16 protein-coding genes are annotated in these 16,149 nt (G+C 72.0%); 12 read left to right on the plus strand and 4 right to left on the minus strand.

Annotation, left to right across the window (positions count from 1 at the left end):
• The first annotated feature begins 55 nt into the window (after positions 1-55).
• From QQG74_RS01475 to QQG74_RS01505, 7 genes are all read left to right on the plus strand, one after another.
• The gene (locus QQG74_RS01475) at positions 56-913 is read left to right on the plus strand and encodes an STAS domain-containing protein (protein ID WP_341718500.1); all 858 of its coding nucleotides are present in this window, start codon (positions 56-58) and stop codon (positions 911-913) included.
• Complete coding sequence (locus tag QQG74_RS01480; RefSeq protein ID WP_341718501.1) at positions 913-1,326, plus strand: STAS domain-containing protein; 414 nt, start codon at positions 913-915, stop codon at positions 1,324-1,326. The genes QQG74_RS01475 and QQG74_RS01480 overlap by 1 nt, the downstream gene beginning before the upstream one ends.
• Positions 1,323-1,742 (plus strand): anti-sigma regulatory factor, encoded by a 420-nt coding sequence (locus QQG74_RS01485; RefSeq protein ID WP_341718502.1) that lies wholly within the window; start codon positions 1,323-1,325, stop codon positions 1,740-1,742. Before QQG74_RS01480 ends, QQG74_RS01485 begins: the two co-directional genes overlap by 4 nt.
• Positions 1,730-2,752, plus strand: coding sequence for a SpoIIE family protein phosphatase (locus QQG74_RS01490; protein ID WP_341718503.1), 1,023 nt, complete (start codon positions 1,730-1,732; stop codon positions 2,750-2,752). The genes QQG74_RS01485 and QQG74_RS01490 overlap by 13 nt, the downstream gene beginning before the upstream one ends.
• A complete protein-coding gene (locus tag QQG74_RS01495; RefSeq protein ID WP_341718504.1) occupies positions 2,749-4,098 on the plus strand; it encodes a sensor histidine kinase in 1,350 nt (449 codons plus the stop codon). The genes QQG74_RS01490 and QQG74_RS01495 overlap by 4 nt, the downstream gene beginning before the upstream one ends.
• 1 nt (position 4,099) lies before the next feature.
• Entirely contained in the window at positions 4,100-5,635 is a 1,536-nt protein-coding gene (locus QQG74_RS01500) for a SpoIIE family protein phosphatase (protein WP_341718505.1), read from the plus strand.
• A 67-nt stretch (positions 5,636-5,702) separates the two neighbouring features.
• Positions 5,703-6,869: an MFS transporter gene (locus QQG74_RS01505; protein ID WP_341721101.1), complete on the plus strand. Its 1,167-nt coding sequence runs from the start codon at positions 5,703-5,705 to the stop codon at positions 6,867-6,869.
• Between the two features lie 126 nt (positions 6,870-6,995).
• On the opposite strand, the gene QQG74_RS01510 is transcribed toward QQG74_RS01505, so the two are convergent.
• Positions 6,996-7,808, minus strand: coding sequence for an AraC family transcriptional regulator (locus tag QQG74_RS01510; RefSeq protein ID WP_341718506.1), 813 nt, complete (start codon positions 7,806-7,808; stop codon positions 6,996-6,998).
• A 31-nt stretch (positions 7,809-7,839) separates the two neighbouring features.
• Here QQG74_RS01510 and QQG74_RS01515 point away from each other — a divergent pair, with 31 nt between their 5' ends.
• From QQG74_RS01515 to QQG74_RS01530, 4 genes are all read left to right on the plus strand, one after another.
• A complete protein-coding gene (locus tag QQG74_RS01515; protein WP_341718507.1) occupies positions 7,840-8,412 on the plus strand; it encodes a TIGR03086 family metal-binding protein in 573 nt (190 codons plus the stop codon).
• Between the two features lie 65 nt (positions 8,413-8,477).
• Positions 8,478-9,014 (plus strand): PadR family transcriptional regulator, encoded by a 537-nt coding sequence (locus QQG74_RS01520; protein ID WP_341718508.1) that lies wholly within the window; start codon positions 8,478-8,480, stop codon positions 9,012-9,014.
• A complete protein-coding gene (locus QQG74_RS01525; RefSeq protein ID WP_341718509.1) occupies positions 9,011-9,715 on the plus strand; it encodes an ABC transporter ATP-binding protein in 705 nt (234 codons plus the stop codon). The genes QQG74_RS01520 and QQG74_RS01525 overlap by 4 nt, the downstream gene beginning before the upstream one ends.
• A complete protein-coding gene (locus QQG74_RS01530) occupies positions 9,712-11,235 on the plus strand; it encodes an FtsX-like permease family protein (protein WP_341718510.1) in 1,524 nt (507 codons plus the stop codon). The genes QQG74_RS01525 and QQG74_RS01530 overlap by 4 nt, the downstream gene beginning before the upstream one ends.
• A 10-nt stretch (positions 11,236-11,245) precedes the next feature.
• Here QQG74_RS01530 and QQG74_RS01535 read toward each other — a convergent pair whose 3' ends face one another.
• On the minus strand, positions 11,246-11,908 hold the full coding sequence (locus QQG74_RS01535; protein WP_341718511.1) for a response regulator transcription factor: 663 nt from the start codon (positions 11,906-11,908) through the stop codon (positions 11,246-11,248).
• The gene (locus tag QQG74_RS01540; protein ID WP_341718512.1) at positions 11,896-13,179 is read right to left on the minus strand and encodes a sensor domain-containing protein; all 1,284 of its coding nucleotides are present in this window, start codon (positions 13,177-13,179) and stop codon (positions 11,896-11,898) included. The genes QQG74_RS01535 and QQG74_RS01540 overlap by 13 nt, the downstream gene beginning before the upstream one ends.
• Before the next feature lie 131 nt (positions 13,180-13,310).
• On the opposite strand from QQG74_RS01540, the gene QQG74_RS01545 reads away from it, so the two are divergent.
• A complete protein-coding gene (locus QQG74_RS01545; RefSeq protein ID WP_341718513.1) occupies positions 13,311-14,036 on the plus strand; it encodes a DUF998 domain-containing protein in 726 nt (241 codons plus the stop codon).
• Here QQG74_RS01545 and QQG74_RS01550 read toward each other — a convergent pair.
• Positions 13,999-16,095 carry a S9 family peptidase gene (locus tag QQG74_RS01550; protein ID WP_341718514.1) on the minus strand — a complete coding sequence of 699 codons (2,097 nt, stop codon included), beginning with the start codon at positions 16,093-16,095 and terminating at the stop codon, positions 13,999-14,001. The two genes, QQG74_RS01545 and QQG74_RS01550, sit on opposite strands and share 38 nt — an antisense overlap.
• Positions 16,096-16,149 lie beyond the last annotated feature (54 nt).

The raw sequence follows: 16,149 nt of genomic DNA on the forward strand, positions 1-16,149 counted from the left end.
GTTTGCGGCTCTGCGGTGATAGAGTCCGGCCGGTCCAGGTCGAGGGGGTTTTGCGATGGCGCTGAGCGCTGACGAGAGCGGCCGACTGGCCGATCTGCTGTCCGGGCATGTCGACCAGATCACGAAGCGGTGGGCCGAGGTGGTTGCCGCTCAGCTACGCGGCCGGCTCAGCCAGGCCGAACTGATCCGGCAGGTGCAGGAACTGCATCGCGCCCTGCTCGACGCGCTCGGCAAGGGCGCAGCCGATCTGACCGTTGAGGAGGCCAGCGAGCTGCGGGCGGTGCTCGCCGAGCTGTCCCGGGGGCAGGCGCGGCAGGGTTTCTCCGCCACCGAGACCGCCAGCGGCGTGTTCGCGCTCAAGGACGCCCTGCTTGCCGTGATGGAGACCGCCGAGAACGGCTCCCTGCGGGACTATGTCGCCTTCTCCGCGCTGGTCGACCAGATGGGCCTGTTCACCTTCGAGACCTACGTGCGGACCCGGGAGAGCCTGATCGCCGACCAGGCCGAGCAGCTGCTGGAGCTCTCCACCCCGGTGGTCAAGCTCTGGGAGGGTGTGGTGGCGGTGCCGCTGGTCGGCACCCTCGACTCGGCTCGCGCCCAGGTGGTGATGGAGCGGCTGCTGCAGACCCTGGTCGACACCGGCTCGCCGTACGCGATCATCGACATCACCGGCGTACCGGCGGTGGACACCCAGGTCGCCCAGCACATCCTGAAGACGGTGGTGGCCGCCCGGCTGATGGGTGCCGACTGCATCATCTCCGGCATCCGGCCGCAGATCGCCCAGACCATCGTCGCGCTCGGCATCGAGTTCGGTGACATCGCGACAAAGGCCAGCCTCGCGGATGCGTTGCGCCACGTGCTCCGGCTCAACGGGGTCGAGACCAGCCGCCGCTCGTCACGCCGGGAGGCGTGATGGAGCGGGTGCCGATCCTCAAGATCGGCGACATCCTGCTGGTCTCCATCCAGGTCGACATGTCGGACCAGACGGCCGTCGCGCTCCAGGAGGACCTGGCCGAGCGGATCGTGGCCACCGGCTGCCACGGCGTGATCATCGACATCACCGCGCTGGACATCGTCGACTCCTTCGTCGGGCGGATGCTCTCCACCATCGCCTCGATCTCCCGGGTGCTGGACGCGGAGACGGTGGTCGTCGGGATGCGGCCGGCGGTCGCCATCACGCTTGTCGAGTTGGGCCTCTCGCTCAACGGCATCCGTACCGCGCTGAACGTCGAGCGGGGCATGGAACTGATCGCGGCCGAGCGCGCCGACGATGACGAGGACGAGTTCGACGACGGACCGGATCCCGAGCCGAGGGCGTCGCCGTGACCAGCGGGGTGGACCTGGGCCGCCCGCAGACGCAGACGGTGGGCAGCGACGAGGACGTGGTACGCGTCCGGCAACTGGTCCGTACGGTGGCGGTGGCGGCCAAGCTCTCCCTGGTCGACCAGACCAAAGTGGTCACCGCAGCCAGCGAACTGGCCCGGAACACCCTGGTCTACGGCGGTGGTGGCACCGTCGAGGTGAGCGCCGTCGACAACGGCCGCCGGCACGGCATCCAGATCCTCTTCGCCGACTCCGGTCCCGGCATCGCCGACCTGGACCTCGCCCTGACCGACGGTTACACCACCGGCGGTGGCCTCGGTCTCGGCCTCAGCGGCGCGCGGCGGCTGGTGGACGAGTTCGACATCCAGACCGTGCCGGGCCAGGGCACCCGGATCACGATCGTCAAGTGGTCCCGGTGACCGCCGAGCCGGTCTCCGACCGGGGCGCGTGGTTCCGGTTGGAGACCGGCAACACCGGCAGCGGGGTACGCCGGGCAGCCGAGCGCCTGGGTGACCGGCTGGGGCTGCCGGCCGGCCGGATCGCCGATCTGGCCATCGTCGCCGCCGAGCTGACCAGCAATCTGATCAAGCATGCCGACGAGGGCATGCTGCTGCTCCGCCCGGTGCGTCGCGAACTGGATGCCGGTGTCGAGCTGGTCGCGATCGACGCCGGACCGGGCATGGCCGATCTCACCGATTCGGCCCGCGACGGCCACTCCACCACCGGCACCCTCGGTATCGGGCTGGGGGCGATCCTCCGCCAGGCGAGCTGGTTCGACGCGTACTCCCGGCCGGGCCGGGGCACGGTCATCGCCGTGCGGGTCTTCGCCGCCGAGGACACCGAGCGTCCCTGGGTCGGTGGGCTCACCCGGCCGCTGACCGGGGAGTCGGTGAGCGGAGACGGTCAGGCCTGGCGGATCGTCGACGACCGCCGGCAGGTGCTGGTAAGCGACGGCCTCGGGCACGGGCCGCTGGCCGCCGCCGCCAGCGATGCCGCGCTCGCCGCCTTCCGGGGTGCACCGGCCGCCGGCCCGGCCGAGGTGGTCCGACACCTGCACAAGTCGTTGTCCCACACCCGGGGCGCCGCGCTCGCCGTGGCCGAGCCGGATCCGGCGGCCGGGGTGCTGCGCTACGCGGGGCTGGGCAACATCGGCGGCAACGTGGTCAGCGGGGACGGCCGGCGGCGGGGCCTGGTGTCGCTGCCCGGCATCGCGGGCCATCAGCGTCCCGCGATCCGGGAGTACGACTACCCGTTCGAACCCGGCAGCCTGCTGGTCATGCACACCGACGGCGTGGTCGACCGCTGGCAGCTCACCGACTACCCCGGTCTGGCCGGCCGGTCGCCGCTGGTGGTGGCGGCCACGCTGCTTCGCGACGCCGGTGTCCGGCGCGACGACGCCGGGGTGTTGGTGGCGAGGTCCTGGTCATGAGGACGGCACCGCTGCTACAGATGCCGCTGCGGGTGGAGCGCGACATCTTCGTGCTCCGACAGCGCGGCCGGGAAGTCGCCGCCGTGGTCGGGTTGGAGCACCAGGACCAGGTCCGGCTCGCCACCGCACTGAGCGAGGTCGCCCGGGACCTGCTGCTCAGCGTCGGCGGCGCGGATGTCGTGTTCGCCGTCACCAGCACTCCGGACGGTCAGCGTCACCTGTGGATCGACCTCGCCCCGGTCAGCCCACTGCCCGGCGGACGGTACGAGCCGCAATCCGGTGCGGTGGCGCGCCTGGTGGACATGTTGGACGTGGTGACGGTCGAGAGGGATACGGTCGTGAGGATGTCGCGACGTGTTCCGGTCACCGCCCAGGCGTTCACCTCCGAACGCCTGGCGGAGCTGCGCGCCCAGCTCGGCAGCAGCTCACCGGGCACCGTCGAGGAGGAACTCGCCACCCAGAACTCCCAACTCATCGCCGCCCTGGACGAGGTACGCACCCAGCGTGACGAACTGGCCCGGCTCAACGAGGAGCTGGAGCAGACCAATCGTGGCGTGCTGGCGCTCTACCACCAGCTCACCGACGAGCTGGAGGAAACCAACCGGGGCGTGGTGGCCCTCTACGCCGAGCTGGACGAGAAGTCGGCACAGCTACGCTCGGCGAGCGAGTCGAAGACGCGGTTCCTGGCGAACGTCAGCCACGAGCTGCGGGCACCGGTCACCGCGATCATCGGACTGGCCCGGCTGCTTGGCGACTCCGCGTCCGACCCGCTCACCGAAGAGCAGGAGCGTCAGGTCGACCTGATCCGCTCCTCGGCCTCGGACCTGCTCGCCCTGGTCAACGAGCTGCTCGACCTGGCCAAGGCGGAATCGGGCCGGATCGAACCGGAGTGGGCCGAGGTGGACCTGCGGATCGTCTTCGGCCAGCTGCGCGGCACGCTCCGGGCACTGCGTACCGGCCCGGAGGTCGAGCTGGTGGTGGAGGATCCCGACCCGCCGGCCACGTTACGCACCGACGAGGTGCTCCTCGCCCAGGTACTGCGAAATCTGCTGCACAACGGCCTGAAGTTCACCACCAAGGGAGAGGTCCGGCTGCGCGCCGAACGCAGCGCGGACCATTGGCGGCTCTCGGTGTCGGACACCGGCCCGGGCCTCCCGAAGGACCTGCACGAGCGGGTGTTCGAGGAGTTCTACCAGGTGCCGGGCCCGACCCGGGTCGGCGGCACCGGCCTCGGCCTGCCGTACGCCCGGCGACTGGTGACCCTGCTCGGCGGCACCCTCGACCTGGCCAGCGAGCCCGGCCGGGGCAGCACCTTCACCGTCTCGCTGCCCGCAGACGGGACGTGACGTGGAGGGCGCGGCAACCGTGCTGGTGGTCGACGACAGTCGGACCAAGCGCTACCTCCTGGTGAACTGGCTGGCCCGGGCCGGATTCACCGTGCTGGAGGCGGAGACCGGAGGCGAGGCGCTGAGTCGGGTCGGCAGCGATCCGATCGACCTGGTGGTGCTCGACGTCCGGTTGCCGGACCTGAGCGGCTTCGAGGTGTGTGAACGGATCAAGTCGACGCATCCCGCGTTGCCGGTGATCCACGTGTCCGCGCACGCGGTCGACGTAGGAGATCGGACGCAGGGGCTCACCCGGGGCGCGGACGCGTACCTCACCGAGCCGATCGAGCCGGAGGAACTGGTCGCCACCGCACACGCGGTGCTGCGCTACTACCAGGCCCGCCAGCGCGCCGAGTTGCTCGCCGAGCGGCTCACCGGGCTGGCGGACACCACAGTGGCGGTGCACGCCGCGCCGAACTTCGCCCGGCTGCTCGAACGGGCGGCCAGCGGCGCCGCGGAGATCTTCAAGAGTCCCGCGGCGGTGGTCGCGGAGACGTTCGACGGGCACTGCCTGGCCGGGGTCTGCGCCGGTCCGGGCGCGGCGGCCAGCGTCGTGTCGTGGTCCGTCGACGACGGCGCAGTGCCGACCGGGGCCACGGTGCGGGTGCAGGCGCCGACCGAGTGGGCACTTGTCGACTGGCCGGCCGACGACACGGTCACGGTGGCCGCCGCCCGGCTACGGGACGATCGGGCCCCGCTCTACGTGGTGGTGCCCACTGCCACCCAGACCGCCGGCAGGCCGGTGCTGCGACAGTTGGCGCAGGCGGTGGCCTCGGCGGTGGAGGCACAGCGCTCCTTCGACGAGGAACACCGGATCGCCGTGACGCTACAGCGCAGCCTGTTGCCGCGCCGCATCCCGGAGATCGCCGGGCTCGACCTCGCGGTGCGTTACGAGCCGGCCAGCATGCAGACCGAGGTGGGCGGCGACTTCTACGAACTGGTGATGCTCGACGGCCACCTGCTGCTGGCGATCGGTGACGTGGCGGGCCACTCCCTGCACGCCGCCACGGTCATGGCCGAACTGCGGCACGCGCTGCGGGCGTACGCGGTCGAAGGCCACCAGCCGGGCGAGATCCTGCACCGGGTCAACGAGCTGATGCGTACGCTGCTCCCCAACGAGTTGGCGACCACCTGCGTACTGCTGCTGGAACCGGCGACCGGAAAGGTCCGGCTGGCCAGCGCCGGCCACCTGCCCCCGTTGATCAGCCTGGACGGCAAGACCGAGTTCGTCCAGCACCCCGCCCCGCTGCTCGGGGTGCGTGCGCCGCGCCCGGCCGACCTGGAGTTCGTGCTGCCCGCCGGGGCGACGATCGTCTTCTACACCGACGGCTTGATCGAACGGCGGGACAGCAGCATCGACGAGGGCCTGAAGGCGCTTGCGGCGTCCGCCGCGCAGGTCGACGCGAACCTCGACCGGTTCTGCGAGCGGCTCCTCGTCGAGCTGGCTCCCGCCGAGATCCAGGACGACGTCGCCGTGGTCGCCCTCCGCCGCCACTGATGCAAGGAAGGGCCCCCTTTTAACGCCTCGTGTATAGGAAGGGCCCCCTATTAACAACCGCTCGGCACTGACCGCCGTCGCGCTCGCGTACGCGATCTCGTCGATGGGCGATCAGGTCGCGCTGGTGGCGTTGACCCTGCGCTTCTACGAGCAGGGTGCCTCCGGTGTCCTGTTGAGCGCGCTGGTCGTGGCGGGAGTGCTGCCGATCGTGGTGATCGGCCCGCTCGCCGCGCCGCTTGTCGACCGGATGGAGAGCCGGCGCCTGATCATGCTCGTCTCGCTGGGCCAGGCCACCGTCGCGGTGCTCATCGCGGTCACCGATCACGTCGGCATCACCCTGCTGCTGGTAGTGCTGCTGGGCGCAGGTCTCGCCATCGTCTCGCCGGCCTTGTTGCTGCTGGTCCCCGCGCTCGTCGGCCAGGAACGCGTCACGCATGGCTACGGCCGCCTGGAAGCTTTCCGGTCCGTCGGCAACGCCGTCGGGCCGGCTCTGGCCGGGATACTCGTGGCGGCGTCCGGCAGCCGGACGGCGTTGCTCGTGGACGCGGCCACATTCCTGCTGCTGGCCGGGGCGCTGACCGCCGTCGCGGCCCGCCGGGAACCGGTAAGCGCCGCCCGCCCCCGCTGGTCGCGGCAGGTCCGCGAGGGTGTCGCCGTACTCGCTGGCAACCGGCTGCTGGCCACGGCGATCTCCGCGTTGACCGCCGCTGTCGTCTTCACCGCCACCATGAGCGTCGCCCGGGTCTTCTTCGTCCGCGAGGATCTGGGTACCACGAACATCGGGTACGGCCTGGTGGTGACCGCCCACGCCGTCGGCATGGTGGCGGCGTCGATCCTTCTCGCGCCGCGCGTGCCGGTGGCCGCCCAGCCGCGTGCACTCGCGGGCGCCGGGCTGCTCATGGGGCTGGCGTTGACGGTGATCGCCACGATCCCGGTCCTCGCGGTGGCGCTGGTCGGCTTCACGCTCACCGGCGTCGCCAACGCCATGCAGGTTCTTGCGATCCGCAACCTCATCCATGCCGAGGTGCCCGCCGAGGTCCGTGGCCGGGCCTTCGCCTCCTCGTCGGCGGTGCTCAACGGCGCGAACCTCTCCGGTACGGCGCTCGGCGGACCAGCGGTCGTCCTGCTCGGCGGCGCGACCAGCGTCCTGGTCGCCGGCCTCGGCACGATCGCCGCCACCCTCGCCGCGCTCCCGGTCCTACTCCGGCAGCGTCCCACCACGACGGCGGACTGATCGAGCTGACGATCCCGAACCGCCCTTGATCACGCTCGTTCCCGGAACGAGTGGCCTCAGGACGCTTCGGAAGCCACTCGTTCCGGGAACGAGCACGATCTTCCACGCGCCGCAGCGCGGGAGCCGTCAGCGCCGGCGGGCGGCGGCGTACCCGCCGGGGGTGAGGCCGGTGCCGGTGGTGAAGTCGCGGACCAGGTGGGCCTGGTCGCTGTAGCCGAGTTCGGCGGCGAGCGTGGCCCAGTCGGGCGGGCCGTCGGTGGCCCGTTCGAGCGCCTCGTGCAGGCGGTAGCGGCGGATCACCCACTTCGGGCCGACGCCGATCCGGGTGAGGAAGAGGCGTTGCAGCCGGCGTACCGAGAGTCCGTGGTCGCGGGCGAACTCGTCGACCCGCCGTACGCTCCGGTCGGTCCGGATGGTCTCGACCAGCCGCATCGCCTCGTCGGTGGCCGGGTCGGGGCGGGGTGCCCAGCCGGTGAGCAGGTCGTCCAGGGCACGGCAGCGCGCGGCGTCCGTACCGGTGCAGATCGCCGGTGCTGGCGCGGCGGCCGGCGGCCAGCGGTTGGCCAGTTCGGCGAAGTTCCGGTGCCGGCCGGTCAGCTCGGCCACCGATGCGCGCCAGAAGGGGTGGAAGCCGCCGGGCCGGAACTGTACGCCGCAGACCCGGCCGGTGCCGGTGAGCACGGTCGAGAAGACCGCCAGGCCCACCCCGGCCACCTCGGCCCGCTCCGGCTCGTCGCCGTCGCGTTGAAAGACCACGTTCACTGCGGGATGCGGTACGACGCGCTGCTCGAACGGCTCGGTCAGCGCCCAGTCGATCAGCCAGTAGTGCTCGACCCAGCGTTGCAGTGGGGCGGCGGGCAGGTGCCGCCGGAATCGGACCCGACGCATCAGCCGGGCCGGATCGAGGATGCCCCGGCTGTCCCCGCGCGGCTGTCGCATTTCTTCAAGACCACCTTCATACGCTGGCCCTATGGCTACCCAGACTAGTGATCTGCTGGCGGCGGCCACGCCGCGAACCGTGTCGGTGGTCCAGGCGATCACCGACGACCAGCTCGACCTGCCCACCCCCTGCCGGGAGTACGCCGTCCGCGACCTGCTCAACCACCTGTACGCGGTGGTGGTCAACTTCCAGGCGCTGGCCGCTCGCAAGCCGGTGAACTGGGCCGACAAGCCCGATTATCTGGCCGAGGGCTGGCGGGACCGGTTCGGGGTCCAGGCCCGCCAACTGGTCGAGGCGTGGTCGGATCCGGCCAGTGAGGAGGGTGTCTCGCCCGGAATGGGCCTGCCCCAGTCGGTGGTGGGCGGGATGGCGCTGCTCGATCTCACCGTGCACGGCTGGGACCTGGCGGTGGCCACCGGTCAGCAGTACGAGCCGGCGCCGGAGGTGCTGCCGGCACTGCACGAACTGACCGGTCAGCTCGGTCCGCAGGCCCGGCAGATGGGCGTCTTCGCCGAGCCGGTGGCGGTCGATGCCGCCCTGCCGGACCTGCCCCGGCTGCTCGCCCTCACCGGCCGTGACCCGGGCTGGCCGGAAACGTCCTGATCGGAGGTCGGGGTGGCGGGGGCGAGGGGTTGACGGCTGCTATTCACTGAGTGAATAGTGGTCGGGTGTCCACACCGCACGTCCTGCTGGGGTTGCTCGCCAGCGGCACCAAGCACGGGTACGAGCTGAAGCGTGCCCATGACGAACGGCTGCCGCAGGCCCGCCCGCTGGCGTACGGGCAGGTCTACGCGACGCTGGGGCGGCTACAGCGGGACGGCCTGGTGGCGCCGGCCGGGCAGGAACGTCAGGCCGGTCCCGACCGGACGGCCTACGCGCTGACCGAGGAGGGTCGGGCCGCGCTGGACCGGTGGCTCGGCACGGTGGAACCGCCAATGCCCCACGTCAACAGCACGCTCTTCGCCAAGGTGATGGTGGCGCTGCTGGTCGCCGACGTGGATCAGGCCCGGTCCTATCTGGTCGCCCAGCGCCGGGCGCACACCGACCGGCTGCGCGAGCTGACCGCAGTCAAGACGGCCCCGTCGGCCACCGTCGACGACGTGGTCGCGGCCGACTACGCCATCGCCCACCTCGACGCCGACCTGCGCTGGTTGCACACCACCCTGGACCGGGTCGCCGACTGGCACCGGGAGGTGCACTCATGACGCAACTACAGGCTCGTGGCCTGGTGAAGTCGTACGGGCCGACGCCCGCCCTGCGCGGCGTGACAATGGACGTCGCGGAGGGCGAGATCGTCGCGGTGACCGGGCCCAGCGGCTGCGGCAAGTCCACCCTGCTGCACTGTCTGGCGGGCATCCTGTGCCCGGACGCCGGTGAGGTGACCTGGCGTGGCCACCGGCTCGACACCTGGTCGGAGGCGGCCCGGTCCCGGTTGCGGCGCACCGAGTTCGGGGTGTTGTTCCAGTTCGGTCAGCTCGTCGCCGAGCTGACCGCGGCGGAGAACGTCGCCCTTCCGTTGTTGCTGGCCGGCACGGGGCGGCGGGCGGCACGGACGGCGGCGCTCACCTGGCTGGACCGCTTCGGCGTGGCGGAACTCGCCGACGTCCGGCCGGGCGAGATGTCCGGCGGTCAGCAGCAGCGCTGCGCCACCGCTCGGGCTCTGGTCACCGAGCCACGGGTGCTCTTCGCCGACGAGCCGACCGGTTCGCTGGACACGCTCACCGGCGAGCAGGTGCTCACCCAACTGGTCCGGCTCGCCCGGGAGCAGCGTACGGCGGTGATCCTGATCACCCACGAGCCCAGGATCGCCGCGTACGCCGATCGGGAGATCGTGTTGCGCGACGGCACCATCGACCACACCGGCCTGGGACTGGACGCCGCTCCGCTCGCCGGCGGCTCCCGGTGAGACCCGGCACCCTGGTCCGGCTCGCGCTGGCCGGCAACCGCACCGACGCGGCCCGAGTGGCCCTGACCGCGCTGAGTGCCCTGATGGCCGCGCTCGTCGTGCTGGCCGCACTGAGCGTCCTGGCCATTCAGCAGCCGCCCGGCGCCTCGGGACAGGAGTCGGAGCAGTACACAAACAACCTGCTGCGGGAGCCGGGGCTGCGTGGCGGCACCGCGTTCGCGATGCTGTTGCTGACCATTCCGGTGCTGGCCCTGGCCGGTCAGTGCGCCCGGCTCGGTGCCCCGGCCCGGGATCGCCGGCTCGCCGCGTTCCGGCTGGCCGGTGCCACCCCCGGTCAGGTGACCTGGGTGGCGATGCTGGAGACCGGCCTGGCCAGCCTGCTCGGCACGCTCGCCGGGCTGGTCACGTACCTCGTCGGGCGGGCGCTTCTGCACCGCCCGGACGCCAACGGCCAGCTCGCCCTGCCCACCGACGTGCTGCCGAGCGGGCCGGCGCTGGCGCTTGTGGTGCTGGCCCTGCCGGTGGTCGCCGCGGCGGCCACCGCCCTGCTGCTGCGTCGGGTGGCCGCCACGCCACTCGGCGTGGTCCGGCGGGTGCATCGGGTCGGGCCACCCCGGCCCTGGCCGGCGCTGCTGATCGCGCTCGGCGTGCTGGGTGCGGCCCTGTTCGAGCCGATCCGGAAGGCGTCCGGCGACCGGCTGCACGTATCGGTGTTCCTGCTGCTGCTCGCCGGTGTGTTCGCGGCGGTGCTCGGCGTGGTCCTGGGGGCCGGCTGGATCTCGCACCTGGCCGGGCGGCTGCTGCACCGCTCCGCCCGCAGCCCGGCCCAGCTGCTGGCGGCCCGCCGGCTGACCGAGGACCCGTGGGCCGGCAGCCGGATCTTCGCCGCCCTGCTGGCGGCGCTGGTCTTCGGTGCCGGTGCGGCGGCGTTCCGGGCCCGGTTCCAGCTCGACGACGACCTCGACCGTGCGCAGAACCGGCAGTCCGGCTTCGGCGATTTCGGCGACGCGCGCAACGAGTTCTACCTGCGCACCGTCGACCTGATCGACCTGGCGGTCGCGGTGTCGGTGGCGATCGCCGCCGTCGGGCTGCTGGTCATGCTGATCGAGGGGATCACCGCGCGCCGCCGGACGTACGCGGCACTCGTGGCGGGCGGGGTGCCCCGGGCCACCATCGGGGTCTCGATCCTCTGGCAGGTGCTGACCCCGATGGTGCCGGCCGTGCTGCTCGCGATCGGTGCCGGCTACGCCGTCGGCCGGGTGCTCAACCCCGGCATCGTGGTGGGTGGTCAGTGGAGATCGGTGTGTCGGGCGACGACCGAGCGGTGTGCCGATCCGGCCACTCGCGACCGCCACACCGAACTGGTGCTTACCGGTGGCGTGACCCACTCGCCGGGCGTACCGCTGGACCAGCTGGCGATGCTGGGAGCCGGCGCGGTGGCCGCGACCCTGCTCACGGTCGGGCTCGGGGTGCTCTTTCTGCGGGCGAACACGACAGTCGAGGAGCTACGGACCAGCTGAGCCGCCGCGATCAGGCGGGATTGGCCCGCAGGTAGGTCAGCGCGGCCAGCACCCGGCGGTTGGTGTCGTCGTCCGGCGGCAGGCCGAGCTTGGCCAGGATGTTGCCGACGTGCTTGCCCACCGCAGCCTCGGTGACATGCAGCCGGGCGGCGATCGCCGCGTTGGACCGTCCCTCGGCGACCAGGACCAGCACCTCCCGCTCGCGGGCGGAGAGCGCGGCGAGCGGATCGCGCGGGCGGTGCAGCAGCCGGCGGACCACGTCCGGGTCGACCACCGTGCCGCCGGCCAGCACGGTACGCAGGTTGTCGACGAACGCGGTGACCTCGGCGACCCGGTCCTTGAGCAGGTAGCCGACCCGGCGGCCGTCGGCGCTGTCCAGCAGCGCGGAGGCGTACTCGGGCTGCACGTGCTGACTCAACACGACCACGGCCAGGCCGGGCTGCTCGGCGCGCAACTCCACCACCGCGCGCAACCCGTCGTCACGATGCCCGGGCGGCATCCGGATGTCGGTCACCACCAGGTCGGGCCGGTGTTGCCGGACGGCGGCACGCAGCGCCGGGGCGGTGCCGACGGCGTCGAGCACCTCGAAACCGAACCGGGCGAGCAGAGCGGTCAGCCCCTCCCGCAGCAGCACCTCGTCCTCGGCGAGCACGACCCGGATCACGCCGACCACGGTAGTTCCACCCGCAGCACCGTCGGGCCACCCGGTGGGCTTGACAACAACAGGCGACCGTCGGCGGCGGCGACCCGGTCGGCGAGCCCGGTCAGCCCGCTGCCGCGCGCCGGGTCCGCGCCACCCCGGCCGTCGTCGATGACCTCGACGGTCAACCCGGTGCCGGTGTCGGTGAGCCGGACCTGGGCGCGGCCCGCCGCCGCATGCCGGGCAACGTTGCCGAGCGCCTCCGACACCACGAAGTACGCCGTCGTCTCGGCCGCCTCCGGCAGCGCTCGCGGCAGGTCGGCGTGCACCTCGACCGGGACGGGCGACTCGTCGGCGAGTTCCCGGACCGCCCCGGCCAGCCCCAGATCGACAAGGCTCTGCGGGCGGATGCCCCGGACGATCTGCCGGAGCAGCACCATCAGGCCCTTGGCCTGCTCGTGCGCCAGATCCAGCGGGCGGGCGGCCGGGGAGTCGTCGGGCACGTCCAGCCGGGCCAGGCCGATCTGGAGGCCGAGGTTCGTCAGCCGGGGTTGGGCGGCGTCGTGCAGGTCCCGCTCGATGCGTCGGCGCTCGGCCTCGTACGCGTCGACCAACCGGGCACGGGACCGGGCCACCTCACGCAGCGCGCCCTCCTCCGGACTGAGCAGCCACCGGGTGACGGCGGCCTGGGCGGCGGCGAGCACACCGACCGCGTACCACAGCACCGGCAGCAGCAGTGCGCTGACGATCGCGTACGGCACGGCCTGCCCGGGTGTCTCCGCAGTGGCCCAGAGCAGCACCACCTGCTCGCCGGAGCCGACCAGGAACGGACTGGCGATCAGCAGGAGATCCAGCAGCACGAGCATGGTGAACAGCCAGTAGACGGCGGGTACCACGCCAGCGAGGAAGAACAGGTACGCGGCCTCCCGCCACGCCGCGCCCGTGGTGTACCGGGCGGCGAACCCACGCCAGGGCGCCGGGGGCAGCGGCCGGTCGTCGACCAGCCCGAGCCGGTACCGCTCGAAGGCCGATACCGGCACGCTGAGCAGCGGTGCCAGCGCCAGCACGGTAAGCGCGCCGAGGGCCAGGAACACCTGGAGCACCCCGTGCACGGGTTGGCCCTGGCGGACCGTGTTCACTGCGGCGCCCAGCGGCGCCAGCACGACGAGCAGCCCGAACGAGAGCACGCCGGCCAGCGGCACGCTTGTCAGCAGGTATGCCAGTGCCCGCCACGACCAGCCGGTCAGCGGGTACCGGGGCCGGCGCAGGGCCTGGGCGAGATGGGTCGGTGCGGCCGAGGTCATGTCGCCGACGCTAGTGACGCGACGGGGCCGACCCCAGCCGGCTGGACACCCTTTCCGGGTATGCCCAGCCCTACTTTTTCGGGTTGCCAGCGGTAGTGCGCCGGCCGGGTGGCATCGGCTGGAGTGGAGGCATGCCTGCGTACCGTCTCGGTTCCTATGCCCTGCTGTCCGCCGCACCGCTGTTCGTCGCCGGGAACGCGGTGACCGCCCTCGGCTGGCGGCAGCCGCCGTTCGACTGGCGTACGCACAACATCAGTGACCTGGGGAACGTCACCTGCGGCGGCTGGGACACCAGCCGGCCACGGCTGGTCTGTTCGCCCTGGCATCCGCTGATGAACGGCGCGATGATCGCCACCGGTGTGCTGATCGTCGTCGGCCTGCTGCTCACCTGGTCGGTGCTCGGCCAAGGAATGGCCGTACGGGCCACCCAGTTGGCGGCGCTTACCGGTGGTGCCGGATATGTCCTGGCCGGTGCGTACCCGGCGGACGTCGACGAGAACCGGCACTTGCTCGCCGCGTTGCTGGTGTTCGGGGCGGGCAACGTGGCGTTGCTGCTGGCGGCGTTGGCGCGACGCTCCGCGCTGCTCGCGCCGGTGCGCGGGTTGAGCCTCGGGCTGGGCCTGATCGGGCTGCTCGCCACGCTGCTCTTCTTCGCGCAGGTGGACCTCGGTTTCGGCGTCGGTGGGATGGAGCGGGTGGTGGTCGGCCCGTTCCTGCTCTGGACGGTCCTCCTCGGCGTCCACCTCTCCCCGGGCGCACCCGCCGTGCCGGAGCCGGGCGGGCCGGCGCGGACGGATCCGCGCCGGTCCCGGCGGATGGTCAGGCGCGGTCGAGGCGGTCCAGGATCCAGGCGTTGACGAACGCCTCCTCCCGCCAGGCGTCGTAACGCCCGCTCGGCCCGCCGTGCCCGGCCTCCATCTCGGTCTTGAGCAGGTACTCGCCCTGCGGCGCGACCGCGCGCAGCCGCGCGATCCACTTCGCCGGCTCGTGATAGAGCACCCGGGTGTCGTTGAGGCTGGTCATGGCGAGGATCGCCGGATATTCCAGGGCGGCGACGTTCTCGTACGGGGTGTACGACTTCATGTACGCGTACACCTCCGGATCGGCAAGCGGGTTGCCCCACTCCTCCCACTCGGTGACGGTCAGCGGCAGCGACGGGTCGAGGATCGTGCTGAGCGCATCCACGAACGGGACCTGCGCGACGATGCCGGTGAAGGCGTCCGGCGCGAGGTTTGCCACCGCGCCCATCAACAGCCCGCCGGCCGACCCGCCCCGGGCGACCAGCCGGTCCGGCGCGGTCCAGCCGGCGCTCGCCAGGTGCCGGGCGCAGGCGACGAAGTCGGTGAAGGTGTTCTTCTTGGCCAGCAGCTTGCCCTGTTCGTACCAGCGGCGGCCCAACTCACCGCCGCCGCGCACATGGGCCACCGCGAAGACCACCCCACGGTCCAGTAGGGACAGTCGACCCACCGAGAACCACGGATCCATGCTCGCCTCGTACGAGCCGTAGCCGTAGATGACGCAGGGCGCGGAGCCGTCGCGGGGCGTGTCGCGGCGGCAGACCAGCGAGATGGGCACCCGGGTGCCGTCGTCGGCCAGGGCCCATTCCCGGTGCTGCTCGTACTCCTCCGGCCGGTAGGCCCGCCCGTCCGGCCCGGGCAGCACCGGCCGGCGACGTAGCAGGGTCAGCTCGCGGGTCACCAGGTCGTAGTCGTACACCGAATCCGGGGTGACAAGCGAGGTGTAGCGCAACCGCAACCGTCCGGTCCGGTACTCGGGGTTGGCGTCCAGGCCGACGGTGTGCAGCGCCTCGGGAAAATCGATGTCGTGGGCGCCGCCACCACCGACCGGCAGCACCCGCAGCCCGGTCAGGCCGTTGCTGCGTACGCTGAGGATCAGGTGGTCGGCGAAGGCGTCCACCGCCTCCAGCCGGGTGCCGGGGGAGTGCTCGATCAGCGGCACCCAGTCGCCGGGCGCGTCCGCCGAGGTGTACGCCAGCGCGAAGTCCTCCGCGCCGTCGTTGTGCAGGATCAGGAACCGGTGCCCGTGGTGCTCCACCGAGTACTCGATGCCCTGTCGTCGTGGTGCGATCACCGCCGGCTCGCCGGTCGGGTTGCCGGCGGGAATGACCCGTGCCTCGCTCGTCACCTTGCTGGCGATGTCGATCAGGATGAACCGCTCCGACCGGGTCAGCTCGACCCCGACCCAGAACCGCTCGTCGTCCTCGGAGTGCACCACCACGTCGTCCGCGGCGGCCGTGCCGAGCACGTGCCGCCAGACCCGGTGCGGGCGCCACGCCTCGTCGACGGTGACGTAGAACAGCACCGAGGCGTCGGCGGACCAGGCGGTGCCGTAGAAGGTTCCGGGGATCTCGTCGGGCAGCAGCTCGCCGGTGTCGAGGTCCCTGATCCGCAGGGTGAACCGCTCGTCGCCGGAGAAGTCCGTGGAGTAGGCCAGGTAGCGCCCGTCCGGGCTGACGTCGAAGGCGCCAAGCGAGAAGAAGTCGTGGCCCTCGGCGAGCCGGTTGCCGTCGAGCAGGATCTGCTCGCCGTCGAGGGGGCCGCCGTCGGCGCTGATCGGCGGGGTGGTCTCGCCGTCGCGTACGGCCCGGCGGCAGTGCACCCCGTACTGCTGGCCCGCCACGGTGCGGGTGTAGTACCAGTGCCCGCCCTTGCGGGTCGGCACCGAGAGGTCGGTCTCCTGGGTCCGCCGCCGGATCTCCTCGAACAACTCCGTCCGCAGCCCGGACAGGTGTGCCGTCCGCGCCTCGGTCCACGCGTTCTCGGCGTTGAGGTAGTTGACGGTTTCCGGGTCGTCCTTGGTGGCCAGCCAGGCGTATTCGTCGATGACGGTGTCGCCGTGGTGGACGCGTTCGGTCGGTAGCCGCCTGGCTACGGGTGCGGTGGTCTCGGTGGTCACGGCGCCACGTTACCGGCCGCCTCCACCTTGCGGGCGGAGCAAATCCCTCCCGGA

This window comes from Micromonospora sp. FIMYZ51 (genome assembly GCF_038246755.1).
GTDB lineage: Bacteria > Actinomycetota > Actinomycetes > Mycobacteriales > Micromonosporaceae > Micromonospora.